This window comes from uncultured Sphingomonas sp. (genome assembly GCF_913062585.1).
Classification (GTDB): Bacteria; Pseudomonadota; Alphaproteobacteria; order Sphingomonadales; family Sphingomonadaceae; genus Sphingomonas.
The window spans coordinates 297566-322074 of sequence record NZ_CAJXWX010000002.1 but is presented as its reverse complement, the minus strand read 5'-3'; the positions used below and the strand labels follow the sequence as shown (position 1 = coordinate 322074).

The following is a 24509-nucleotide window of genomic DNA, read 5'->3' as shown; positions in this document are numbered from 1 at the left end:
CCGGGTCTTCCCGTATCAGATTATGGAGGAAAGCCGGGGCGGCGATGATCCGCCACCCCGGCTTGCCGAGCGCGCCCTGGTCCTGTCCGGGGCGCATGGTCAGCGGGGCCTTAGCGGCCGTTGCAGCTGAAATAGACCGAGGTGAAGACCGGCGGCCCCTGATCCTGCAGCGTGCTGTCGGCGGCGCGGATCGTGGTGCGACCCGAGCCCGAGCCTTCGCCCGCGATCAGGTTGATGCAGGCCACGCCGCTCTGCGTCGACTTCACGATGCCGTTGATGAAGGTCATGTCCGCACCGCCACGCAGACGGATCGCGGCGGGCGCGTTCGCGGTCTGGATGAAGGTGAAGTTGGCATAGCGGCCGAAGGTGCGGGGCAGCAGATCCTCGGCATTGTTCGAGTCGATCTCGGTCGAGAAGCTGTCCGCCGTCGCGCCCAGCGTGCGCTGCGCCGCGATCATGAACTGCATGAAGCCGCGATAGCCATTGTCGATGTCGAAGCCGTCATCGTCGGCGCCGGTGATCGCGATGTACTTCAGGTTCGACGTGCCGCCGAAGATCTCGATGCCGTCATCGGCCGAATTGTGGCTCTGGATATGATCCAGAACCGTGCCCGAACCGGTGCCGCCCAGGGTCAGGCCCTGCAGCTCGTTACCGTCCGAGATGGCGATGCCCGAATAGCGGATCTGAACGTACGACATCTGGCCGGACGAGTCCGACTGGTTCGCGCCGCCATAGAAGCGGCCGGTCACGCCCTCGATCGCCTGCTGGCAGGTGGTCGACGAACCGGCGGCGTTATTCGGGCCGGTGCCGGTCGCGCAGACGGCGGTCGGCGCGCGGCCGAGCAGGATGATGCCGCCCCACTGGCCCTGGGTCGCGTCGGACACGCCGTTATTCGCCAGATTCTGCTGCGAGGTGAAGACGATCGGCGCGTCGCGCGTGCCGATGGCCGAGATCTTCGACCCACGGTTTACGAGCAGCAGGTCGTTGGTCGCCTCGGTCGAGTCGGCCGCGATCACCACGCCCGCCGCGATGGTCAGGGTCGGGCCGGTGCCGCCGGTCGAGCCCTGGTCGGTGCCGACTTCGGTCTGGCCGCGCAGGCGGTACACGACGCCGGCGATCTTCGGCAGCGTCAGGTCGGCGGTGATGTTCTGCGGCAGGCGGCAGAAGCGAAGCGTCGGCGAGGAGGAGCTGTTGGTGCCGTCATCGGTGGTGCCGGTCGGGCAGACCGAGGTGGCGGCGGCATAGGTGCCGATCGAAGGCACCGCGGTGCAGCGCGCGCCCGATCCACCGAATTCCGCCGAGGTCGAGCTGCAGGTCCAGCCCTGGAAGGCGGTGTCCGTCGAACCGTTCAGCGCGCCGACATAGTTGGTCGAGGTGAAGAAGCTGTTCAGCGTCGACGGGTCCGACGCCGTGGTCAGCGAGGTGCTGCTGGTCGGATAGACGCCGTTCAGCGCGGCGCCGGTGCCGTTGACGTTGTTGTTCGTGCCGGCGTTGACGATCGCCAGCTGCTCGTCGGCGGTGATCGACACGCCGTTGACGGTGGTGACGGCGGCGAACTGCGCGGCGGTGATGTTGGTGACCGGGGCCGAGGTCGCCGTCGGGCTGGGCGACGGCTGCGGCTGAACGATCACGACGCTGCCCGCACCCGGCGAGGCGACGCTGTCGGCGCCCCCGCAAGCGCTGAGGGCCGCACAGGCCGAGCTGGTCATCAGAATGAGGCCGAAGCGCTTGATGCTCGCCATCGCCGAAAAACTCCCGATCTTGTCGTTGCCATATCGGGTGAAGAGCCACCCGATGATCGACCGACCCTAAGGGTCCCCCTGTCGATCCCGGACCGGGCGTTAGGCGCGTCTCATGACGCCAAGATGCATTTTGAAAGAAACTTCAGTGACATTTGCGAGTCACTTTTGTGACAGACATCTATCCGTTCGTCGCGATTCGAGCCGAATCTTGTGCAGCGCATCAGATAAACGAAGCCTTTTGCCGCAAAGCACGTTACGGAGCCCACGAGGTCGAGCTTCCGCACGTCCTCGACGCCCCGCTCAAGGCTTGTGTCACTACGGATTGGGCGGGGCGTCCCTGAACCCCCGGCGCATGGTCAGGTGAGCGAGGACTTTCGCTTCGGCGCATCGTGCTCTTCTGTCCCTTGTCGAGCGTGTCGCTGGGGCGGCGGGCGTCTCCCTCACGCTGATGCTCCGTCGACAGATTGGCTTCGCGGGTTTCGATGGTCGGCTTGGCGGGATCGTCCATGATCGCTCTCCTTGGGCTATGCCACTGAAAGAACAGGATAAGGGACGGGCGCGTTCCCGGTCAGGATCGCTCACGCGCCTGCCAGGGCGACAACCCCTGCGATCAGGACGACGCAGCCGACGAGCCGCCAGCCGCCGACCGCCTCGCGCAGGACCAGCATGGCCAGCAGCGCGCCGACCATCATCGACATCTCCCGCATCGGCGCGACCAGGCTCAGCGGTGCGCCGCTCCGCAACGCCGCCAGCACCAGGATATAGGAGAGCGGCGACAACAGCCCGACGCCGATCGCCAGCCCCCAATGCCCCCGCATCGCGTCCCGGGCGCGCTTCGGGTTCACCGCGACGACGGGCGCGAGCAGGACAAAGCGAAGGATGTTGGCGAACCAGTCGAGCACGACCGGGGTGATCCCCAGCGTCTTCACCGTATAGGCATCGGCCACGGTATAGCAGGCGATCAGCCCGCCCGTCGTCGTGCCCCAGCGCACACCCGCCCAGCCGCCGGGCCTGCGAAAGGCGGTCAGGTCGCCCCGCGTCGCGATCAGGGCGATCCCGACCACGACCAGCACCAGGCCGATCAGCCCCCGGACGCTCGGCACCTCGCCCAGGATCACCAGCGCGCCGATCGTCGACAGCATCGGCCCGGTGCCGCGCGCCACCGGATAGACGATCGACATGTCGGCGACCTGATAGCCACGCTGGAGGCACAGGCTGTAGCAGAGATGGATCAGCCCGCTCAGCAGCACGAAGCCGACACCGGACGCGGTCCAGCCGATCGCGCCCTTCGACAGCAGATACAGCACCCAGGGTGCGTAGCCGACAACCGCGACCAGATTATAGGCGAAGACGAAGACCGGCCCGACCGCCGCCGCACGCTTGGCAAGCAGATTCCACGTCGCATGGATCAGCGACGCGCAGACGATCAGCATCAGCGACGAAAACGCCATGAACCCCCATTTCGCGAAGGCCCGCTACCGCGAAGCGAGGTCGGCGATCAAGCCGGGGCGGACCGTCGATCCGAACGCCCGCCCGACCGCCGCCGGCGCGACAAGCGATCAGAGCCGGCCGCGGATCGTCACGCCGAAGGTCCGCGGCGCGCCCGGATAGCCCTGCGAAATGCCGGTCGACTTGGTCACGCCCAGCAGGTTCACATAATAGGCCTTGTCGAGCAGATTCTCGACCCAGAGCTGAAGGTCCAGCCGCTTGTCGTCCAGCAACAGGCCGATCCGGGCGGAGGTCAGCGCATAGGCCGGAATCTCCGCCGCCGGGTCCAGCGTGATCGTCGTGTTCTGCCGCGTCCGCCAGTTGACGTCGACCAGGCCATAGACGGCGGTGCGGTCCGATACCGCATGGGTATAGTCGGCGGTCAGGTCGGCGGTCCATTTGGGTGCCCAGGCCACCTGACGCCCGGTCAGGTCGCAGGTCGTCGCGCTCGACTGCGCCGGGCAGACCGAATTGGCGAAGGAGGCATAGACCGCGCGGTTATAGGCCAGGAACCCCTTCAGGTGCAGCGGGCCGAGAAACGCCTCGCCCTCGCTCTCGACGCCCTCGGATACCAGCGCGCCGACATTGGCCAGGAACTTGGTCGCGGTGTTGCCGACGCCGATCGACTGGTTCGCCTGGTAATTCTTCACATAGGTGTGGAAGGCGGTCAGGTTGAAGATCAGCCGGCGGTCGAACCACTCGGTCTTGATGCCCGCCTCGATATTGTCGGCCTGTTCGCCATTGATATGCTGCGCCGCGCCCAGCGCGATCGCGGTGGCGATGCCCTTGTCCGGATTGGTGGCGTTATAGGGGAGCAGATTGAACCCCTTGGACTTGTAACCGCGCGCGCCGGTGACATAGAGCATGACGCTCGGCACCGGCTTGAAATTGACGCCGACCTCGCCCGACAGCGAATTGTCGGTCACGGCATCCGCCGCCGAGCCGAGCTGCGCGTTCGCGCCGCTGGGCGACAAAGCGAGAAGCTGCGCGGTGCTCAGGCCGCCGCGATTGGCGATGACGCCGTCATAGCGCATCCGCTTTTCTTCCCAGGTCTGGCGCAGACCCAGGTCGAAGGCCAGGCGCCGCGCCTCGTCCGGGTGCCAGGTCGCATGGCCGAACACCGCGCTCGTCTTGGTATTGAAGACCGCATGGCTGTCGAACCCCGCGCCGGTCAGCGCCGTGGCCCAGCCGCCCTTGCCCCAGGCCAGGCCGTTGGCGGGGTTGGTGCCGAACAGGGTCGTCGAGGGGTTCGCCGCCCAGATATGATATTGCGAGCCGTAGCGGATGCGCGAATCCACATCCAGTTGCTGGCGCGAGAAGAAGGCGCCGACCAGCCCTTCCAGCGGATGGCCGGTGGTCGAGGCCCAGCGGACCTCCTGCGACCATTGCTGCACCCGGTTGCACGAGCCGTAATCCCGAATCGCGTCCAGCTGGGTGAAGTCGTTGTCGTTGTTGGTGAAGCAGGACCAGCGGCTCCACGCGCCGATCGCGGTGATCGTGCCCAGCGCGTGCAGGTCCAGATCCTGTTGCAGGCTAAGCGCGTCGGTCTTGGTCCGGGCGTTGAGCGGCGAGTCGATATTCATCTCCCGCTTTTCCTTGGAGCTGACGAGCAGGGTATAGCCCGCCGCCGCCATTCGTGCCTGCAAGGCGGCGGGGTTGAAGATGCCGAGCGTGATCGGCCCCATCGAGGCGAAATCCTGCGTCGCGTGGGTGCCGATCAGGCGGATCGTCCAGTCCTCGGTCGGGTTGGCGAGCAGCTGCGCACGCACGCCCTCACCCTGCCGGGCATTCTGCCAGCGGCCATTATAGATGTTGCGGTAATAGCCGTCGGTCTCGCTGGAAAAGGCCGAGAGGCGCAGCGCCAGCTTCCCGTCGATCAGGGGGCCGGTCACGGTGCCCTTGACCTGGCGGAAACCCTGGTTGCCGATGGTGAACTCGGTCGCGGCGCCGAACTGATAGCTGGGCTTGAGCGTGTTGATCAGGACCGCACCCGCCGTGGTGTTCTTGCCGAACAGGGTGCCCTGCGGCCCGCGCAGCAGCTCGACATCGGCGATGTCGTTGAAGTCGTTGGACACCATGCCAAGCCGGGCATTGTAGACGCCGTCGACGAACACGCCGACCGAGGCATCGATGCCGTCGGTATTGAAGCCGTTATTGCCGATGCCGCGAATGCCCAGGTTCAGCTGCTTCGGGTTGGTCAGATAGACCGAGAAGGACGGGAATTTGGTCTGGAAATTGGTGAAGTTGACCAGATTCTGCCGCGCCAGCTCCTGCGGCGTGATGATGGTCACGGGAATCGGCACCGACTGGACATGCTCGTCGCGGCGACGCGCGACGACGACGAGATCGCCCTGGTCGCCGTCGCTCGACTGGGCATCCGCCTGAGCGGCGGCAGGCGCCGCGGTATCGGTGGAGGCCGCGACCTGGGCATGAAGCGGCACGGCCCACAGTGCTCCGCCGGCCAGCAGCATGGACGCAACCGTCCGGCCCGTGCGGCGGCGGCCGCGCGAAGTGTTCGATACCATATTCTATGCCCCCCAGCAGATGATCCGCCTGTGTTTCCGGGGCGGATAAGCAGGCGCGAAGTCACTTTCGTGACAGTTTTACCGTCAAATCCATGACAGGCGCGTCAGAGGCTGGCGATTTTCCATCGCAGGATGTGCCGTTCGCCGCGAAGCTCTGGCGGCGTGGAGAAATCGGGCTTATGCGGCCGTAATTCTCTGTTCGGGAGTTGCGGATCGATGGCCTCTCGCTTCACGCGTCGACAGATTGTCGGTGCGCCCCTTCTCGCCGCGCCGTTCGTCATCGCCTCGGGCAGCATGGCCCTGATGCGCGGGCCCGCTGAGGCGATCTTCTCGCTGGGCGTCGCCTCGGGCGAGCCGCTGCCCGACGGCATCGTGCTGTGGACGCGCCTCGCGCCGGAACCGCTCGATCCGCTGGGCGGCATGGGCCGCGCGCGGGTGCCGGTGCGCTGGGAAGTCGCCGAGGATGACAGGTTCCACCGCATCGTGCGTGCGGGCGAGGTCCGCAGCGGGCCAGAGGATGGCCACAGCCTCCATGTCGAGGTCGGCGGCCTGCGCCCCGGCCGCGACTATCATTATCGCTTCCAGGCGCTGGGCCAGGTCAGCGCAGTCGGCCGCACCCGCACCGCCCCCGCGCCCGACGCCGCCGTCGAGCGGATGCGAATCTGCTTCGGCTCGTGCCAGAAATATGAGGTCGGCCATTATGCCGCCTGGACCCATGCGGTGGCGGACGATCCCGACCTGATCCTGTTCCTGGGCGACTATATCTATGAGGGCGCGCCCAACCCCAAGGCGTTGCGCCCGCACCTCAACCCCGAGCCGTTCGACCTGCCCGGCTACCGGGTGCGCTATGCCAGCTACAAGATGGACCCGATGCTCCAGGCCGCGCATGCCGCCGCGCCCTGGATGACGATCTGGGACGATCACGAGGTCTCCAACGACTATGCCGGGCGCTGGGACGAGCATTATGGCGATCCGACCCGCTTCCTCGCCCGCCGGGCGGCGGCCTATCAGGCCTATTGGGAGAATATGCCGCTGCGCCGCGCCTCCCACCCGCGGGGCCCCTGGGCACGGCTCTATCGTCGCCTCGACTGGGGGCGGCTGGCGCGGATCGCCTTTCTGGACGACCGGCAATATCGCGACGACCGCCCTTGCCAGCCCGCGCCGGACGCGAACGGCAAGCGGGCCTATGATTATCTGGTCGCCGACTGTGCCGCCCGCCATGATCCCAGGCTCAGCATGTTGGGCACGCGGCAGGAACATTGGCTGGACGGCGAACTGGCGGGACGGCACGCGCGCTGGAACCTGCTGGCGCAACAGACGCTGATGACGCCCTTTCCGACGATCGACCCCAAACAGCCCGACAAGGGCGCGGTGTTCCATTCGGTCGACCGCTGGGAAGGATTCCCGGCGGCGCGCGATCGCATCTTCCATCGCTGGGTCCAGGCAGGCACGCCGAATCCGATCGTGCTGAGCGGCGACATCCACGCCTTCGCCGCCACCGATCTGCGCGATCCCGACCGGCCGGACGGGCCGCCGATCGCATCGGAGTTCGTCGGCGGCTCGATCACCTCGCTGAACGAGGATCCGCTGTTCAAATCCACCGCCGCGCAGACGACAGGCTTTCACTTCGCAGAGAATTTCGTGCGCGGTTACGGCCGGGTCGACCTGACCCCGGCGCAATGCGATGTGACCTTCAGAGGCCTGGCCGACGCGCGCGACGCAAGGTCCGCAGCCCGCGACCTGGCACGCTTCACCATCGAGGCGGGCCATCCGGGCCTGACCATGGCATAGGGCGGCATGGCCGAAGGGGCGCGCCCGAGGCTTATCAGCAGCTTGTCAGGTAAGTGGCGGAGAGGGAGGGATTCGAACCCTCGGTACCGTTGCCGGTACGCCGCATTTCGAGTGCGGTGCATTCGACCACTCTGCCACCTCTCCGCGAGGACGATCCGTAGCGGCGCTGGTCCGCTAGGGGCTGGTCAATTGGAGGCGCGCTCCTAGATCAGCTTTTTCGGCATTGCAAGCGCCTAAACTTGTGCGACGCGACAAAGATATTAAATCAGCACCATGGATCGTACCGGCACCCTCCCCCTCACCTCGCGCCTGGACGTACAGGCGCCCATCGTCGCGACCGCGCGGTTCGCGATCGGGGACGTCGTGCGCCACCGGATGCTGGATATTCGCGGCGTCATCTTCGACGTCGACCCCGTCTTCGCCAATAGCGACGAATGGTATGACGCGATTCCCGAGGACATTCGGCCCGCCAAGGACCAGCCCTTCTACCATCTGCTCGCCGAAAACGCCGAATCGAGCTATGTCGCCTATGTCAGCCAGCAGAATCTGCTGCATGACGACAGCGACGAGCCGATCGAGCATCCGGCGATTCCCGGCCTGTTCACCGGCTTTGCCGACGGACGCTACCTGTTGCGGCGCGAACACCGGCATTGATAGCCGACGGAAGACCCCAAAACCGGATTCTCGGTTGACAATCGCCGTCCCTTTGCCTAGCTGACCTTTCTTTCCCGACGGGCATTCCCGCGCGGGAGCCATGCATTTGGGAAGTGATAACAGCCATGTTCGCAGTCGTGCGCACGGGCGGCAAGCAGTATCGCGTCGCCGCCGGAGATAAGATCGTCGTCGAGAAGATCGAGGGCGAAGCCGGCGCGTCGGTGACGCTGGGTGACGTTCTGCTGGCGGGCGAAGGCTCGGAGCTGAAGGCGGTCGACGGCATCACGGTCGCCGCCGAGATCATTGCTCAGGCGAAGGCCGACAAGGTCATCGTCTTCAAGAAGCGCCGTCGCCACAACTATCGTCGTCGCAACGGTCATCGTCAGCAGCACACGATCCTGAAGATCGTGTCGGTCGGCGCCTGAATTTCAGCCGCGCCACCCCAACGAAATCAGGAGTAGTTCGCAATGGCACATAAGAAAGCAGGCGGTTCGTCGCGCAACGGTCGTGATTCGGCCGGCCGTCGCCTTGGCGTGAAGAAGTTCGGCGGCCAGGAAGCCGTCGCCGGCAACATCCTCGTGCGTCAGCGCGGGACCAAGTTCTATCCGGGTCGCAACGTGGGCATGGGCAAGGACCATACCCTGTTCGCGCTCGTCGATGGCCGCGTCGCGTTCCACGAAGGCAAGCTCGGCCGTAAATTCTGCTCGGTCGAACTGGCCGCAGCGGCCGAATAATCGGGCAACCGCGCCGGGTTGCCCACCAGGGTGACCCGGGTTCCGCGCAGGAACCAGCAAAAAAGGGAGACGGGTCGCCCCGGCTCCCTTTTTTCATGCTCCCTCCACCGCTTCGGTCGGCCTGTCTCCATCCCGTCATGCGGATGTGTCACGGTCGCGGTCGACGCGACGAGGAGTTGTCGAGTGATGTTCGCGCGGACCCCAAGATTATTGTTGCGGCCAGCCTGGCCGGAAGATGCCGTTCCCCTGACCCGGGCCATCGGGCACGAAGCGATCGCCCGCATGGTCGCCCGCGTTCCCCACCCCTATGCCCTGGCCGATGCCGAGCAGTGGCTGGCCCAGCCCTGCGGCCCGACCGAGCCCCGCTTCCTGATCACCGCGCTCGATCGCGGCGGTGCGCCCGAGTTGATCGGCGGCATCGCGATCATCCATGGCGATACGGGGCATGAACTCGGCTATTGGCTGACCCCATCGACCTGGGGGCGCGGCTATGCGACCGAGGCGGGTCGCGCGGTCATCGCCATGGCGCGCCACGCCCTGCCCATCGCGCGGCTGGGCGCCTGGCACTTTGCCGACAACCCCGCATCGGGCCATGTCCTGACCAAGCTCGGCTTTCGTACGACGGGGCAGCGCATGGCGCGCGCCTCGGCCGGGCGCGCGGGCCCGTCGCCCAGCATCCATTATGCGCTCGACCTGGATGACGAGCGAAACAAGATGATGCCGCTGGCCGCCTGACCTTGCGCCCGGAGTAACGCTCCGGGCGCGGGTCGCACCATGTCGACTCGATAGGGATCGGAGCGATTCGGCCGCATGCGCCATGAAAATTGCACCGGCTCTGGACTAGCATCATCAGTCGACGCTTGGGATATTCGCCACTTTGGACAGTACCCAGGTGCCATTTCTCATGGCACAAGTTCATTTTGGCCACTCTTTTATGGCCCTGCCGTAAAAACATCTCCGCGAACGGAACGTTAGGCAGTTGATAAGACTCTGCGGCGCTTTTTAGTCCCACGACAACACGCCGCAGAGGGTTTTCCGGTGACCCATTTCGCTACGGAAACCAGTATCGCACGCGCCTTTCGCCATGGCGGCGGCGCCCCATGTCTTGGACGCGTACTCCGCGATCGACGCGGTGTCGCCGCGGTCGAATTCGCACTGCTTCTGCCCTTCCTGCTCGCGCTGCTGATGGGGATCGTCAGCTATGGCGATTACTTCCTGACCGCGCATCTGGTGCAGCAGGCCGCCAACGACGCCGCCCGTGCATCGCTGGGAGGGATCGACGCGAACGAGCGCAAGAGCATCGCCGCCGATAGCGCCAGACGGATGCTCGATGCGTCCGGCGTGCTGCGGCGCGACCGGGCGCAGGTCGATGCGGTGGAGGTCGACAACATGATCACCGTCTCGGTCCGCTACGACGCATCGGCCGACCCACTGCTCAACTTGCCCTTCGTACCCTCCCCCGGCCGGACGCTGACCGCCAAGGGCGTCGCGATGATCGGGGGGTTATGATGCGAACGCTGTGGCGAGACCGGCGCGGCGGTGTCAGCGTCCTGACCGGGATCACGGCGCTGGTGATCGTCGGGTCCGCCGCGATGGGCATCGATATCGGTATACTCACCCTGTCGCAGCGCCGCCTGCAGGGCATTGCCGACGAAGCGGCGCTCGCCGCCGCCGCCTCCACCCCCGATCGGCGGGCCGAGGCGATCGGACGGTTGCTGACCGCCAACGGCCTGGGCGATGTGAGCACCACCATCACGCCGGGTCGGTATCAGGCCGATCCCGCCATTCCTCCGGCGAATCGCTTCACCCCCGGCACGGACGCCGGCGCCCTGCGGGTGACGCTGCGCCGTCCGGTGCCGCTATTCTTCGGACGCGTGCTGACTGGCCGGAACACGTCGCCGGTCGCCGCCAGCGCGACCGCGCGGCGGATCGACATGGCGGCCTTTTCGATGGGCACGCGGCTGGTCAACATATCGGGCGGCCTGCCCGGCGCGCTGCTCAACGGACTGGCGGGCAGCGACCTGTCGCTGTCGCTGGTCGATTACCAGGCGCTGGTGAGCAGCCAGATCGACCTGTTGCGCATGTCGCAGGCGCTGGGCACGCGGATCGGCCTGACGGGGGCCAGTTTCGACACTATCCTGGCAACCGACGTCGCGTTGCCGACCCTGCTCAATGCGATGGCGGATGCCACCGGCAATCCGGGGACCGCCACACTGCTCCGCAACCTGTCGCTGCGCGTGCCGGGATCGAAGGTGCCGCTCAGCCGGCTGATCGACCTGGGGCCGCTGGGCACCATGACCAAGGCGACCTCGCGCAACGTGATCGCAATGGACGCCTATTCGATGCTCCGCGAGTCGTTGACCGCCGCCAATGGCCAGCGCCAGGTCGCGCTCGATCTCGGCGCCTCGGTGCCGGGCCTGCTTTCGACCAAGGTCCTGCTGACGATCGGCCAGCGGCCGGTGACGGCCCCCTGGCTGTCGGTGGCGCAGGACGGATCGACGATCGTGCGCACCGCGCAGCAAAGGCTGTTGGTCGATACCCAGATCGGGGTGCCGCTGCTCGCCAATATCCAGCTGCCGATCTTCGTCGAGACGGCGGCGGCGCAAGCGCAGTTAAGCGGGATCGGCTGCACCGCCGGGGCGCAGTCGGTGACGCTGAACGTCCTGCCCTCGCCGGGGACGATCGCCATCGCCCAGGTGGACCGGAGCCGCTTCAACGACATGAGCCAGTCACCCATCGCCGGCGAAGTGCCATTGCTCCAGGTCCCGCTCGCCCGCGTACAAGGTTATGCCAAGGTCGAGCTGGCCAGCGACAGCGCGTGGCAGCGGGTGAGCTTCAGCCAGAGCGACATCGCCAATCTGACCTCCCGGACCGTCACCGCCAATTCGGCGGTACGGGGCATCGCCAGCTCGCTGATCGGCCAGGTCAATCTGCGGCTGGAGGTGCTCGGCCTGGGTCTCGGGCTGTCGGGGCTGACCGGGACGGTGGGCGCGGCGCTGACCCCGGTCGCGCCCGCGCTCGACCTGCTGATCGGCAATCTGACCGATCTGCTGGGCCTGCATGTCGGCCAGGCGGACGTGACGGTCAACGGCGTGCGCTGCGGCAACGCCATGCTCGTCGCCTGAAGGCTGGTCAGCCAGCGCGGTCAGCGGTAAAGGCGGCGTCATGCATTTTCTCGATCAGGCCAAGATCTTCGTCCGCTCCGGCGCGGGCGGCCCCGGCGCCGTGTCCTTCCGGCGTGAAAAATATATTGAATATGGCGGTCCCGACGGCGGCAATGGCGGCAAGGGCGGCGACATCATCTTCGAGGCGGTGGCGGGGCTGAACACCCTGATCGACTTCCGCTATACCCAGCATTTCCGGGCGCCGCGCGGGCATGGCGGGTCGGGGTCGAACCGCACCGGCGGCGGCGGCGACGATCTGGTCATCAAGGTGCCGGTCGGCACACAGGTGCTGTCCGAGGACAAGGAAGAGGTGCTGCTCGACTTCACCAAGGTCGGCCAGCGCGAGGTGTTCCTGCGCGGCGGCGATGGCGGGCGCGGCAATGCCAGCTACAAGACCTCGACCAACCGCACGCCGCGCCAGCATGGCACCGGCTGGCCGCATGAAGAGGCCTGGGTCTGGCTGCGCCTGAAGCTGCTCGCCGATGCGGGGCTGGTGGGCCTGCCCAATGCGGGCAAGTCGACCTTCATCAACGCCGTCACCAATGCGCAGGCCAAGGTCGGCGCCTATGCCTTCACCACCACCCGGCCGCAGCTGGGCGTGGTGCGGCATCACCAGCGCGAGTTCGTCGTGGCCGACATCCCCGGCCTGATCGAAGGCGCGGCGGACGGGGCCGGGATCGGCGACCGCTTCCTGGGCCATATCGAGCGGTGCCGCGTGCTGCTGCATCTGGTCGACGCCAATGACGCGGATGTCGCCGAAAGCTACCGCATCGTCCGTGACGAGCTGGAGGCCTATGGCGCCGGGCTGATCGACAAGCCGCACATCATCGCGCTCAACAAGATCGACACGCTGGACGACGAACTGATCGAGGCGCTGTCCGCCGAACTGGCCGAGGCGAGCGGCGCGGACGTCATCCCGCTGTCGGGTGCGGCCGGGATCGGCGTCGACTGGGTGCTCGACAAGCTGCTCGAGGCGATCGGGCCGGGGCCGGATTCGGTGCCGGAGAATGACGAGGGCGAGGACGAGATTACGTGGTCGCCTTTGGGTTGATGCGTCTGGCGGCGGGCTCGGTGAGACACCCTGCCCTCCCCCATCCCCTCCCGCTTGCGGGAGGGGAGCGATTCTTGGCAAACCTTCCGCGCCTTCTTCTCCCCTCCCGCAAGCGGGAGGGGCCGGGGGAGGGAAAGACGTCTCACAGAGACCGACAATCGTGGCGCTCCACCTGACAATGATCTTCCCCCCCACCACCTGCCATCGCCTGATCGTAAAGGTAGGCTCCGCCCTCCTGGTCACGCCCGAGGGCGAGGTCCGTCGCGACTGGCTGACCGGCCTGGTCGCCGACATCGCCACGCGCGTCCGCGAAGGCCAGCAGATCGCCATCGTATCCTCGGGCGCGATCGCGCTCGGCGCGCGCCGCCTGGGCCTGCCTAAGGGCGGCCGCGCAAGCCTCGAGGACGCACAGGCCGCCGCCGCAACCGGCCAGATCGCGCTGAGCCAGGCCTGGGCGGAGCTGCTGCACGCGCAAGGCCTGACCGCCGCACAGATGCTGGTGACGCTCGACGATCTGGAGGATCGCCGACGCTATCTGAACGCCGCGGCGACGCTGGGGCGGCTGCTGGGGCTGGGCGTGGTGCCGGTCATCAACGAGAATGACAGCGTCGCGACCGAGGAAATCCGTTTCGGCGACAATGACCGGCTGGCCGCGCGGGTGGGTCAGGCGGCAGGCGCGAACGGCGTGCTGCTGCTGTCCGACGTGGATGGGCTGTACGACAGCAACCCGCATACCAACCCGACAGCGCGTCATATCGAACGGGTCGAGCGGATCGACGCTGTGTCCGGCATGGCCGATGGCGGCTCCGCCTCGGGCATGGGATCGGGCGGCATGGTGTCGAAAATTGCCGCCGCGCGCATTGCGGTGAGTGCGGGCGCGCATCTCACCATCGCGTCTGGCCGGATCGACCATCCGCTGTCGACCCCGGCGCGCCACACGATCTTCGTCGCCGAAAAAAGCGCGCCCGCGCGTAAGGCCTGGCTGGCTGGCGGACTGACCGCACGCGGGGCGATCACCGTGGATGCGGGCGCGGCCAAGGCGCTGGCCGAGGGCAACAGCCTGCTCGCCGCCGGGGCGACCGCCGTGCAGGGCCATTTCGCGCGGGGCGACCTCGTCACGGTCGAGGGGCCGAACGGCACCATCGCCCGTGGCCTCAGCGAATATGACTCGACCGAGGCGCGCGCGCTGATCGGCACGCGATCGGACCAGCAGGCCGGGATATTGGGCCACGCACCCCGCGCCGCGCTGATCCACCGCAACCATCTCGCGCTGCTATGATCGTCGCCGTCACGGGAGCGACCGGATTCGTCGGTCGCGCGGTGGTGGACCGTGCCGCCGGGTCGGGGCTCTCGCTGCGCGCGCTGACCCGCCGGGCCCAGCCTTCGCGAGCCGGGCTGACCTGGATCGCGGGTGCGCTCGACAAGCCGGAGAGCCTCGCCACGCTGGTCGAGGGCGCCGACGCGGTGCTGCATATCGCGGGCGTGGTGAGCGCGCCCGACCGCGAGGGCTTTGTCGCGGGCAATATCGACGGCACCCGCGCCATGGTCGAGGCGGCGAAGGCGGCGGGCATCAAACGCTTCGTCCATGTCTCCTCGCTGTCGGCGCGCGAGCCGGAGCTGTCGGTCTATGGCTGGTCCAAGCGTCAGGCCGAGATCGTCGTGCAGAATAGTGGTCTCGACTGGACCATCGTCCGGCCGAGCGGCATTTACGGCCCGCACGACACCGAATGGCTGGACATGTTTCGCACCGCCAGGCTCGGCCTTGCCTTCATGCCGCCGCCGGGCAAGCTGTCGCTGATCGCGGTCGAGGATTTCGCGCGGCTGTTGACCACGCTGGTCGCCACCGACGGCCCGCGCGCCGTGCTGGAGGTGGATGACGGACAGGTCCTGACCCATGCCGATCTGGCCGCCGCGATCGGAGCGGCGGTGGGGCAGCGCGTGATGACGCTCCACCTGCCCAAGGCGCTGCTGAGCCTGGGCGCGAAGATCGACCGCAGCTTCCGCGGCAATGGTGCCAAGCTGACCCCCGACCGGGTCGGCTATCTCTGCCATCCCGACTGGACCGCCGACCCCGCGCGCCGCCCCGACCCCGCGCTTTGGGAACCGGCCATCGTGCTTTCCAAGGGGCTGGCGGATACGGCACGGTGGTATCGCGCCAACGGCTTGCTATAGCGAACGCCATCACGCGGTCGAAAAGCCGCCGCATTTGGGTGCCACTGGCCCCCTCGAAAGGATCATCATGAGCGACCGCCAAGCCATTTTCGACACCGTCGCGGCCCAGATCGCGCCCTTCAACAAAAAGGGTGTGGCACTGACCGAGGCGACGACCTTCCAGGGCGACCTGGAGTGGGACAGCCTGACCGTGATGGATTTCGTCGCCGCGATCGAGGACGAATTCGACATCATCATCACGATGAACATGCAGGCCGAGATCGAGAATGTCGGCCAGCTGGTCGACGCGGTCGAAAAGCTGAAGCAAGCCTGACCTTCCTAGCGCCCGAGACGGACACTCCCATGACCGAAGCCGCCGCCCAGCCCCACGCCCTGCCCGCCGATGTTCAGGACATCGCGCCCGAACGCGATCTGCTCTCCAAGTTCGACGGCCTGATCGCCGAGCGGCAGAAGCTGCTCGACTCCGGCGTCACCGATCCCTTCGCGATCGTGATGGAACAGGTGAAGTCGCCCACGGAAGCGGTGATCCGCGGCAAGGACACGATCCTGCTCGGCACCTATAATTATATGGGCATGACCTTCGACGCGGACGTGATCGCGGCGGGCAAGACGGCGCTCGAACAGTTCGGATCGGGCACGAACGGCAGCCGGATGCTCAACGGCACCTTCCACGACCATATGGAAGTCGAACAGGCGCTGCGCGATTTCTACGGCACGACCGGCGCGATCGTCTTTTCGACCGGCTATATGGCGAATCTCGGCATCATCTCGACGCTGGCGGGCAAGGGGGAATATGTCATCCTCGACGCCGACAGCCATGCGTCGATCTATGACGGCTGCCAGCAGGGCAATGCCGAGATCGTCCGCTTCCGCCACAATTCGGTCGAGGATCTCGACAAGCGGCTCGGCCGCCTGCCCAAGGAACCCGCCAAGCTGGTCGTCCTCGAGGGCGTCTATTCGATGCTGGGCGACATCGCCCCGCTGAAGGAGATGGTCGCGGTCGCCAAGAAGCATGGCGCGATGGTGCTGGTCGACGAAGCGCATTCGATGGGTTTTTTCGGCCCCAACGGGCGCGGCGTGTACGAAGCGCAGGGGCTGGAAGGCCAGGTCGATTTCGTCGTCGGTACCTTCTCCAAGTCGGTCGGCACGGTCGGCGGCTTCGTCGTATCCAACCATCCGAAGTTCGAGGCGGTGCGCTTGGCCTGCCGCCCGTACATCTTCACCGCCTCGCTGCCCCCCTCGGTAGTGGCGACCGCGACGACCTCGATCCGCAAGCTGATGACCGCGCATGAGAAGCGCGAGCGGCTGTGGTCGAACGCCCGCGCGCTGCATGGCGGGCTGAAGGCGATGGGTTTCCGCCTGGGCACCGAGAATTGCGACAGCGCGATCGTCGCCGTGATCCTGGACGACCAGGAACAGGCGGTCATCATGTGGCAGGCGCTGCTCGACGGCGGGCTCTATGTGAACATGGCGCGGCCGCCCGCGACCCCGGCGGGCACCTTCCTGCTGCGCTGCTCGATCTGCGCCGAGCATACGCCGCAGCAGATCGAGACGGTCCTGGGTATGTTCCGCGCGGCAGGCCAGGCGGTGGGCATCATCGGCTGATCCACCCCGCCCGCTTTGCAAAATCCGGGGCGGGGGCGTAAGCGTGGCGACCGTGATCGAGCAGCACGACGACCAGCAGCAAGCGAGCCGGTGGCAGACCTTTGCCCTGATCGCGGTCGCGCTGGCCGGTGCGATCACGCTGGCCATGCTGATCCTGACGCTGGGCCATGCCAATCGCGAACGGGATCGTGCGTTGGAGCTGCAACGGCGCAGCTATGACGTGATGATCCTGGCCCGTACGCTGGCCGGCACGATCGCACGGTCGGAGGCGTCGCTCGGCCGCTACGTCATCTCTGGTGACAGCAAGCTGGGCCAGATCTATGCCGACGAATGGACGCTGGCGGGGGCACAGCTCGATCGGCTGGACCTGTTGGTCGAGGACCGGGCGCAACAGCGGCTGATCGACCGGCTGCGCGCTGCCTATGGCACGCGCGGCCAGGAATTGTCGGCCATCGCGCTGTCGACCACCTATCATCGCAATCGCCAGGCCTATGCGCTCTATTACCAGGCGGGGCAGGCCCGCGCGCTGACGCAGATCGGGCGGACCCTGGATGCGCTGATCGACGGCGAGCGGGTGCTGCTCGAACAGCGCAGCGCGGTCGCCCATGACACGGTCGTCCATTCCAACCGTATCGCGGGCGGCCTGGCGCTGTTCGTCATCGCGCTGGCGATCGGTGGCGTGGTGCTGGGCTGGCTGATCCTTCGCGCGGTCGGCGAACGGGCGGAGGCCCATGCAGAGGCGCGAGCCGAACGCGCCCGTGCCGAGGAACTGGCCAGCGCAGTGGAGGCCGCGACCCAGGAGCTGAAGGTTCAGGAAGCCAAGCTGCGCCAGGCGCAGAAGATGGACGCGCTGGGCCAGCTGACCGGCGGGATCGCGCATGATTTCAACAATATGCTGGCGGTGGTGCTGGGCGGGCTGGAACTCGCGAAACGCGCAGAGGCCGAGGCGGATGTCCGCCGCCATCTCGACAGCGCGACCGAGGGCGCACACCGCGCCGCCGCGCTGACCCGCCGGTTGCTGATGTTCAGCCGCGAAGAGGCGCTGACCCCCGAATGCCTGACCCCGCGCAAGCTGGTCGCCGATATGCGCGACCTGCTCGACCGGACGCTGGGCGACGGGGTGAAGGTGACGGTGGAGGATGCGACCACCGACTGGCAGCTATTCGGCGACCGGACTCAGATGGAGAACGCCATACTGAACCTGGCGGTCAACGCGCGCGACGCGATGGAAGGGCGCGGCGAGCTGACCATTCGCACCGCCGAGGCGCGCGTCGGTGCGGACGCCCTGCCCCGCGCGGCGGCTGGGGATTATGTCCTGCTGTCGGTCACCGACACGGGCAGCGGCATGACCCCCGAGGTGGTCGAGCGGGTGTTCGAGCCCTTCTTCACCACCAAGCCTGCGGGCAAGGGCACGGGCCTGGGCCTTAGCCAGATTTTCGGGCTGGTCGGCCAGATGGGCGGCGACGTGACGATCCGCACCGCACCGGGCGAGGGCACGACCGTTCATCTCTTTTTCCCGCGCCATATCGCCAAGCCGGTCGTCGCCCCGGTCGAAGCGGACACGCCCGCCCCCGACCAGAGCGACGAGCCCGGCACCCTGCGCATCCTGCTGGTCGAGGACGATCCCCGCGTGCTGGCGGCTACGATGGAGGCCTTGCGCGAGCTGGGCCATGACCCGATCGCGTGCGGCGACCCGCGCGAGGCCGAAGGGTTGCTGGCCCGGCATCCGGGCATCCGCCTGATCGTGTCGGACGTGCTGATGCCGCATATCACCGGCCCCGAACTGATCGCCGCGCTGCGCCCGCGCCATCCCGATGTCGCGGTGCTGTTCGTCACCGGCTTTGCGGGCGAGGCGCAGGCGGCAGGGTTCGAGGGGCATGAGGTGCTGCGCAAGCCCTTCACGCTCGCCGGGCTGGAACGCGGGGTCGCGGCGGCGCTGAAGCGGGCGGATGGGCCGGTTTGCGCGGCGGCGTGAAGCTTTGCGCGTGGCCTTCGACTTCGCTCAGGCTGAACGGCTTTTTGTATCTAGCCACGATCACCAACTCCGTTCAGCCTGAGCGAAGTCGAAGGCCAAGGGAATCCCCCACAAACAAGGGGTGACGGACCCTTTCCGCCCCCGTATAGCCATGGCCGTTTTATCGCGCGAGTGATGTTCCCCGCATGAAGTCCATCGACCGCTACATGGCCCGGCTGATCGCGTTGCCGCTGTTCGCGACGCTGATCATCTCGGCGATGCTGCTGGTGCTCGACCGCATCCGCCGCCTGTTCGAGTTCGTCGCGACGGAGGGCGGACCGATCAGCGTGGTGTGGCGGATGCTCGCCAATCTGCTGCCCGAATATCTGGGGCTGGGCATTCCGATCGGGCTGATGCTGGGCATCCTGCTCGCGTTCCGGCGCCTGGCGACCTCGTCCGAGCTGGACGTGATGCGCGGCGTGGGCATGAGCTATACCCGGCTGCTGCGCGTGCCGTACATGTACGCGATCGTGCTGGCGGCGCTGAATCTGGCGATCGTCGGCTATATCCAGCCCGTCGCGCGCTATTATTATGAGGGCCTGCGCTACGAATTGCGCACCGGGGCGCTGGGTGCGTCGATCAAGGTGGGCGAGTTCACCCATCTGGGCGACCGCATGACCCTGCGCATCGAGGAGAGCCGGGACGGCGGTCGCGACCTGTCGGGCATCTTCGTCCATGCCCAGACATCCAAGGGCGACTGGATCGGCGTGACGGCGGAGCGTGGGCGCTTCCTGGCGACCGATGATCCCAACGTCATCATCTTCCGCCTGACCAACGGCACGCTGATCCACAACCGGCCGGAATTCAAGGCACCGCGCGTGCTGACCTTCTCCAGCCACGACCTGCCGATCGACCTGCCCAAGTTCGACAATTTCCGCCAGCGCGGCGGTCGCGACCTGGAATTCACCCTGCCCGAACTCGCCAAGCTGGGCCAGGACGCACCGAGTCCGCAGGCCAGGGCGGGCAGCCGGTCCGAATTCCATTTCCGGGTGGTCGAGGTGGTGACGATGTTCCTGTTGCCGCTGCTCGCGGTGTCGCTGGGCATCCCCCCGAAGCGATCGACCTCGGCGCTGGGCGTGTTCCTGTCGATCGTGATGCTCGTCACCTATTTCAAGGTGAACCAATATGCCGCCGATATCGGCGCGCTGGGGCGGGTGAACCCGATCCTGGCGCTATGGGGCCCGTTCACGATCTTCGCGGGACTGGTCTTCTGGATGTATTACGTCACCGCCTATGTGCCCGGCGGCCAGCCTATCGGCGCACTGGAGCGCGGCGTGGCCAAGGTCGCCAAGGCGATCGGCCGCTGGCTGCCCGGCCGCCGCCGCAAAAAGGCCTTTACGGCATGAGCCTGTCCAACATTTTCCCGTCCAGGACGATCGCCATCTACATGGCGAAGATGTTCCTGGTCCGCACCTTCGCCATCCTGTTCGCGGTGGCGCTGGTGCTCCAGACGCTGGATGTGCTGAGCGAGTCAGGCGCGGTGCTGGCCGCGCCGGGCAACGGACAGGCGCAGGTGTGGCGGTACGTCTCGCTGCGCGCGCCGCAGATCATCTCGTTCCTGCTGCCCTTCTCGGTGCTGCTCGGCACGATCCTCACCTTCTTCACGATGAACCAGAATTCGGAGGTCATCGCGCTGAAGGCGGCGGGCATGTCGGCGCATCAGGTGCTGGCCCCGCTGCTGATCGCCAGCGCAGGCGTGGCGGCGTTCAGTTTCGCCTTCAACGACCGGATCGTGCCGCGCGCCAGCGCCACGCTGTCGGCCTGGCAGAAGGTGCAATATGGCCCCCTGCCCATCGACAGCGGCGACCGCGCCAATGTGTGGGTGCGCGACGGCGACGACCTGATCTCGGTCGACCTGATCCAGGGGCGCGGTGCCAAGACGCAGTTGGGCGGCGTGACACTGTATGACCGCGCGGGCGGCAGCCTGGAAGCGATCGTGCGGGCCCCGCGCGGCGTCCGCGCCGGCGATGGCTGGCGGATCGGCCCGGCCACGCGGTTCGAGGTCGCATCGGGCAAGCTGACCCAATATCCCTCGCTGATCATCGGCCGCGGCGTGACGCCCGAGCAACTGACCCTGGCCAGCGTCAACGCCGACTCCCTGTCCTTCGACGCGCTGTCCAGCGCGATCACCGACCTGCGCGAGGCGGGGCGCCCGACCAAGTCGCTGGAGGGCTCGCTCTGGCACAAGCTGTCCGCGCCGATGTCGGCGATGCTGATGCCGCTGCTGGGCGCGGTCGCCGCCTTCGGCATCGCCCGATCAGGCAAGCTGTTCGTCCGCGCCGTGATCGGCATGGCGCTGGGCTTCGCCTATTTCGTGGCGGACAATTTCTCGATGGCGATGGGCGACCTGGGCGCCTACCCGCCATTCCTGGCGGCCTGGGCGCCGATCCTGCTGTTCTTCCTGATCGGCGAGGCGGTGCTATTCCGTACGGAGGAATAAGGGGGCGGTTAGGCACCCCCCACCCCCCGTTTGCATTGAGCGAAGTCGAAGTGCACGGGCGAACATGGCGGCTGGGCCGCGCATTTCCCTTGGCCTTCGCCTTCGCTCAGGCTGAGCGAAGGTGGGGACGCTTCGTCCCTGCCCAGCCGAGGGATCACTTCCCCCGACGAAGGGTACTCAGGCCAATCTTCGCCACCAGCCCCGGCAGGCCCTTGTAGCTTGCCTTGTGATACGGCGAGTCCGGGGTCAGCGCCGCGCTGATCCGGCGATGCGCCTCGCCCAGCGCATGATAGGGCAGTGACGGCAGCAAGTGGTGCAGCGCGTGATAGCGCAGGCCCACCGGCGCCCAGAGCCCCGGCAGCAGTGCGGGCGGAGGCACGTTGACGGAGTCCAGATACTGGGCGGTCACCGTCATCTGTTCGCCCTCATTCTCCCAAAGATGCGCAACCAGCGTGCGCACCTGGTTGAGGACCGCCACCGCCGAGCCGATCGCGAACCCGATCGCAAAGCCACGCAGCGGGATCACGCCCGTCACGACCATCGCCACCAGCGCGATGGCCCAGATCGAGGCGGCCGTATCGGTGCGGTTGAAGCGGACCAGCGCCTCGCCCTCGGGCATGCGGCGGCGGAATTGCGGGTTGATCGCCAGCGCCGAGTAACGCTCGACGACCATCTTGCGCAGCCCCGGCACCACCCAGGAGAGCGGCGACAGGATCGCAAAGCGGATCAGCAACCCCAGCGGCGCCAGCGCCGACACGAGGATGAAGACCGGCAGCGTCCAGGGCTTCATCAGCGCCAGCGGCAGATATTCGGGATCGTCCGCCGTGCCGTACCGAGTCTTGGCATGGTGCAGGTTGTGCACCCCCTCATACATGAAGGCGGGCGTCAGCAGCGGCACGCCGACCAGCGCATTCCAGCCTTCGCGGAAACGCGGCAGCGCCGAATGCTTCATATGGCTGACTTCGTGGATGAACAGCAGGGCGCGGTACAGCGCCAACACCGCCACCACGGATGCGACGACGATCACGCCGGTCGACGATGCCGTCACCGCCACGGCCAGCGCCGCGTAACCGACCAGCGCGCTGCCCAGCATGTCGCCCCAATAGAGGCCCGGGCGCGGCGCGATCAGGTCGCGGGTCAGCTCGGCGGCGGCGCGCAGCATCGCCTTGTCGTCCGCGATCGGGACACGCACGACGGGAGCCGCCGCGGCGGCCTTCCCACTCCGTTCGAAAGAAAGCGTCGTTTCCATAACTCTATCCTTTGTCACCACATAGTGGCGACACGGTGGCATTCCCACGGCCCGCCATGACGGAATCCTCACTCGCTATGATCGACGCAGACGGTTAGATACGATGACGAAATCATTGCCCGGACCGCATTTATGACCGTTTCCATCCGCCCCATTGCGTCGAAATCGGACCGTAAGGCCTTTGTCGACTTCCCCTTCACCCTCTACGCGAACGATCCGCACTGGGTTCCGCCGCTGAAGGGCGAGGCACTGGGCCTGATCACGCCGGAGAAGAATGGCTGGTACAGCCACGCCAAGGCGCAGCTGTTCCTGGCCGAGGACAATGGCAAGGTCGTCGGGCGCATCTCGGCGCATCTGGACACGCTGGCGCTGGAGATGGATCCGTCCAAGGGGTTCGGGCCTGGCGTCGGATTCTGGGGCCTGATGGATGCGGTGGATCAGGACGTGTTCAAGGCGCTGCTCGCCGCCGCCGAGGGCTGGCTGCGCGATCAGGGCATGACCCGCGCGATCGGCCCGGTGTCGCAATCGGTGTGGGAAGAGCCCGGCCTGCTGGTCCAGGGTTTCGACCAGGACCCGACGATCATGATGGGCCATGCGCGCCCCGAATATCAGGGCTGGATCGAAGGCGCGGGCTATAGCGTCATCAAGCAGCTCTTCACTTACGAGCTGGACATCACGCAGGAATTTCCGCCGATCGTCCAGCGCATCATCAAGTCGGGCGAGAAGAACGAGCGCATCCGCGTGCGCGAGGTGAACAAGGCGAAGTTCGAGGAAGAGGCCGCGATCATCCTGAGCATCCTTAACGATGCGTGGTCCGACAACTGGGGCTTCATCCCCCTCACCCCGCCCGAGATCAAGGATGTCGGCGTCAAGCTGAAGCCGATCGTGTTCAACGACCTGATCCGCATCGCCGAGCTGGACGGCAAACCGGTCGCCTTCATGATTACGCTCCCCGACCTCAACGAGGCGATCAAGCCGCTGAAGGGCAGCCTGCTCCCCTTCGGTTGGGCCAAGCTGCTGCTGTGGCTGCGTGCGCCGAAGGTGCGGACGATGCGCGTGCCGCTGATGGGCGTGGTCAAGGAGCTTCAGGCGTCGCGCATGGCCAGCCAGCTGGCCTTCATGATGATCGAATATATCCGCCGGGCGTCCGTGACCAAATACGGCGCCTCGCGCGGCGAGATCGGCTGGATCCTCGACGACAATCAGGGGATGCGCTCGATCGCCGAGACCATCAAGAGCGACGTCAACAAGACCTATAACGTCTATTCGCGCGATCTGCTCTGACAGGCGATGGGCGGGGCGGTCCTGTCCGGGCGGCCCCGCCCCATGCCCTCATCGGCCCCGGCCGAGATAGGCGAGCGGGTCGATACCCCGCCAGCGCCACTCGACCCGGGTCTTGCAGATCTTGCCCGGCATCCGGCCATCCTCTTCCAGGGTCAGGAAGCAGTAGCGCACGGGCCTGGCGGGCGCCGCCGCCACCGGCGGGACCGGCACGTCGACGGGCTTGAGCATATCCTCGCCAGGTGCCGCCGCCGACGCCAGCGCAGCGGCGAGCATGGTGGCCATCATCATCGAAAATCTCCCGGCCGGAAGGGTCAGCGGCGCTTGGTGTCCGCACCGGGCACCTCGCCGTCGCGGGCGATCCACTGGGCGGCGGTGAGGCACTTCTTGGTCCGGATGCGCGTGCCGGTCAGCGTATCGATGACACAGTAGCGGGTCGTGGGCGACGGACCGGCGGCGACGGTTGCAGTGGCCGCAGGGGTCGGGGTCGGCGCAGGGGCGATCGCGGTTTCGCGAGCCGGATTGGCGATGGCGACGGTCGAAGCGATCAGCAGCGAAATGAACATCGTGGTAACTCCCTTTGTGCCGGATCACCCCGG

The 24509-nt window shown here is 66.9% G+C and carries 22 protein-coding genes and 1 tRNA gene; 16 read left to right on the top strand and 7 right to left on the bottom strand.

Going from position 1 to position 24509, the window contains the following annotated elements; all coding sequences use genetic code 11:
- Positions 1-110 precede the first annotated feature (110 nt).
- The 3 genes from QZ546_RS03225 to QZ546_RS03215 all read right to left on the bottom strand — a co-directional run bounded on the left by QZ546_RS03225 (position 111) and on the right by QZ546_RS03215 (position 5755).
- The gene (locus QZ546_RS03225; protein WP_294234595.1) at positions 111-1742 is read right to left on the bottom strand and encodes a hypothetical protein; all 1632 of its coding nucleotides are present in this window, start codon (positions 1740-1742) and stop codon (positions 111-113) included.
- A gap of 578 nt (positions 1743-2320) precedes the next feature.
- Positions 2321-3193, bottom strand: coding sequence for a DMT family transporter (locus QZ546_RS03220; protein WP_294234592.1), 873 nt, complete (start codon positions 3191-3193; stop codon positions 2321-2323).
- 108 nt (positions 3194-3301) lie between these two features.
- Positions 3302-5755 carry a TonB-dependent receptor gene (locus QZ546_RS03215; protein WP_294234589.1) on the bottom strand — a complete coding sequence of 818 codons (2454 nt, stop codon included), beginning with the start codon at positions 5753-5755 and terminating at the stop codon, positions 3302-3304.
- 216 nt (positions 5756-5971) lie between these two features.
- On the opposite strand from QZ546_RS03215, the gene QZ546_RS03210 reads away from it, so the two are divergent.
- A complete protein-coding gene (locus QZ546_RS03210) occupies positions 5972-7546 on the top strand; it encodes an alkaline phosphatase D family protein (RefSeq protein WP_294234586.1) in 1575 nt (524 codons plus the stop codon).
- Positions 7547-7600: 54 nt separating this feature from the next.
- Here the strand turns inward: QZ546_RS03210 and QZ546_RS03205 are convergent.
- A tRNA-Ser gene (locus tag QZ546_RS03205) sits at positions 7601-7690 on the bottom strand.
- A 129-nt stretch (positions 7691-7819) separates the two neighbouring features.
- Between QZ546_RS03205 and hspQ the strand changes: the two genes are divergently transcribed.
- The 14 genes from hspQ (at position 7820) to lptG (ending at position 21380) form a co-directional block, all read left to right on the top strand.
- The gene (gene hspQ / locus QZ546_RS03200) at positions 7820-8200 is read left to right on the top strand and encodes a heat shock protein HspQ (RefSeq protein WP_294234583.1); all 381 of its coding nucleotides are present in this window, start codon (positions 7820-7822) and stop codon (positions 8198-8200) included.
- A 125-nt stretch (positions 8201-8325) separates the two neighbouring features.
- A complete protein-coding gene (rplU, locus tag QZ546_RS03195) occupies positions 8326-8625 on the top strand; it encodes a 50S ribosomal protein L21 (protein WP_007405484.1) in 300 nt (99 codons plus the stop codon).
- Between the two features lie 42 nt (positions 8626-8667).
- A complete protein-coding gene (rpmA, locus tag QZ546_RS03190) occupies positions 8668-8934 on the top strand; it encodes a 50S ribosomal protein L27 (protein ID WP_230482215.1) in 267 nt (88 codons plus the stop codon).
- A 186-nt stretch (positions 8935-9120) separates the two neighbouring features.
- Positions 9121-9669, top strand: a complete 549-nt coding sequence (locus QZ546_RS03185; RefSeq protein ID WP_294234569.1) for a GNAT family N-acetyltransferase — start codon at positions 9121-9123, stop codon at positions 9667-9669.
- Between the two features lie 303 nt (positions 9670-9972).
- Entirely contained in the window at positions 9973-10443 is a 471-nt protein-coding gene (locus tag QZ546_RS03180) for a TadE/TadG family type IV pilus assembly protein (RefSeq protein ID WP_294234566.1), read from the top strand.
- Positions 10440-12059: a TadG family pilus assembly protein gene (locus tag QZ546_RS03175; RefSeq protein WP_294234563.1), complete on the top strand. Its 1620-nt coding sequence runs from the start codon at positions 10440-10442 to the stop codon at positions 12057-12059. The genes QZ546_RS03180 and QZ546_RS03175 overlap by 4 nt, the downstream gene beginning before the upstream one ends.
- A gap of 40 nt (positions 12060-12099) precedes the next feature.
- On the top strand, positions 12100-13149 hold the full coding sequence (gene obgE, locus QZ546_RS03170; protein WP_294234558.1) for a GTPase ObgE: 1050 nt from the start codon (positions 12100-12102) through the stop codon (positions 13147-13149).
- A gap of 178 nt (positions 13150-13327) precedes the next feature.
- On the top strand, positions 13328-14428 hold the full coding sequence (proB, locus tag QZ546_RS03165) for a glutamate 5-kinase (RefSeq protein WP_294234554.1): 1101 nt from the start codon (positions 13328-13330) through the stop codon (positions 14426-14428).
- Positions 14425-15321 carry an SDR family oxidoreductase gene (locus QZ546_RS03160; RefSeq protein ID WP_294234551.1) on the top strand — a complete coding sequence of 299 codons (897 nt, stop codon included), beginning with the start codon at positions 14425-14427 and terminating at the stop codon, positions 15319-15321. The genes proB and QZ546_RS03160 overlap by 4 nt, the downstream gene beginning before the upstream one ends.
- 67 nt (positions 15322-15388) lie before the next feature.
- Complete coding sequence (locus QZ546_RS03155) at positions 15389-15634, top strand: acyl carrier protein (protein ID WP_058718202.1); 246 nt, start codon at positions 15389-15391, stop codon at positions 15632-15634.
- Positions 15635-15663: 29 nt separating this feature from the next.
- A complete protein-coding gene (locus QZ546_RS03150) occupies positions 15664-16926 on the top strand; it encodes an aminotransferase class I/II-fold pyridoxal phosphate-dependent enzyme (protein ID WP_294234548.1) in 1263 nt (420 codons plus the stop codon).
- A 43-nt stretch (positions 16927-16969) separates the two neighbouring features.
- Entirely contained in the window at positions 16970-18901 is a 1932-nt protein-coding gene (locus QZ546_RS03145; protein ID WP_367113503.1) for an ATP-binding protein, read from the top strand.
- Positions 18902-19086: 185 nt separating this feature from the next.
- Positions 19087-20286, top strand: coding sequence for an LPS export ABC transporter permease LptF (gene lptF / locus QZ546_RS03140; RefSeq protein WP_294234545.1), 1200 nt, complete (start codon positions 19087-19089; stop codon positions 20284-20286).
- Complete coding sequence (gene lptG, locus QZ546_RS03135; protein WP_294234542.1) at positions 20283-21380, top strand: LPS export ABC transporter permease LptG; 1098 nt, start codon at positions 20283-20285, stop codon at positions 21378-21380. The genes lptF and lptG overlap by 4 nt, the downstream gene beginning before the upstream one ends.
- 154 nt (positions 21381-21534) lie before the next feature.
- On the opposite strand, the gene QZ546_RS03130 is transcribed toward lptG, so the two are convergent.
- Positions 21535-22629 (bottom strand): fatty acid desaturase, encoded by a 1095-nt coding sequence (locus QZ546_RS03130; protein ID WP_294234539.1) that lies wholly within the window; start codon positions 22627-22629, stop codon positions 21535-21537.
- 132 nt (positions 22630-22761) lie between these two features.
- Between QZ546_RS03130 and QZ546_RS03125 the strand changes: the two genes are divergently transcribed.
- Positions 22762-23913 (top strand): N-acetyltransferase, encoded by a 1152-nt coding sequence (locus tag QZ546_RS03125; RefSeq protein WP_294234535.1) that lies wholly within the window; start codon positions 22762-22764, stop codon positions 23911-23913.
- A 48-nt stretch (positions 23914-23961) separates the two neighbouring features.
- On the opposite strand, the gene QZ546_RS03120 is transcribed toward QZ546_RS03125, so the two are convergent.
- Together QZ546_RS03120 and QZ546_RS03115 are read right to left on the bottom strand one after the other, a co-directional pair.
- Complete coding sequence (locus QZ546_RS03120; RefSeq protein ID WP_294234533.1) at positions 23962-24201, bottom strand: hypothetical protein; 240 nt, start codon at positions 24199-24201, stop codon at positions 23962-23964.
- A 23-nt stretch (positions 24202-24224) separates the two neighbouring features.
- Positions 24225-24476: a hypothetical protein gene (locus tag QZ546_RS03115; RefSeq protein ID WP_294234530.1), complete on the bottom strand. Its 252-nt coding sequence runs from the start codon at positions 24474-24476 to the stop codon at positions 24225-24227.
- Positions 24477-24509: the final 33 nt, after the last annotated feature.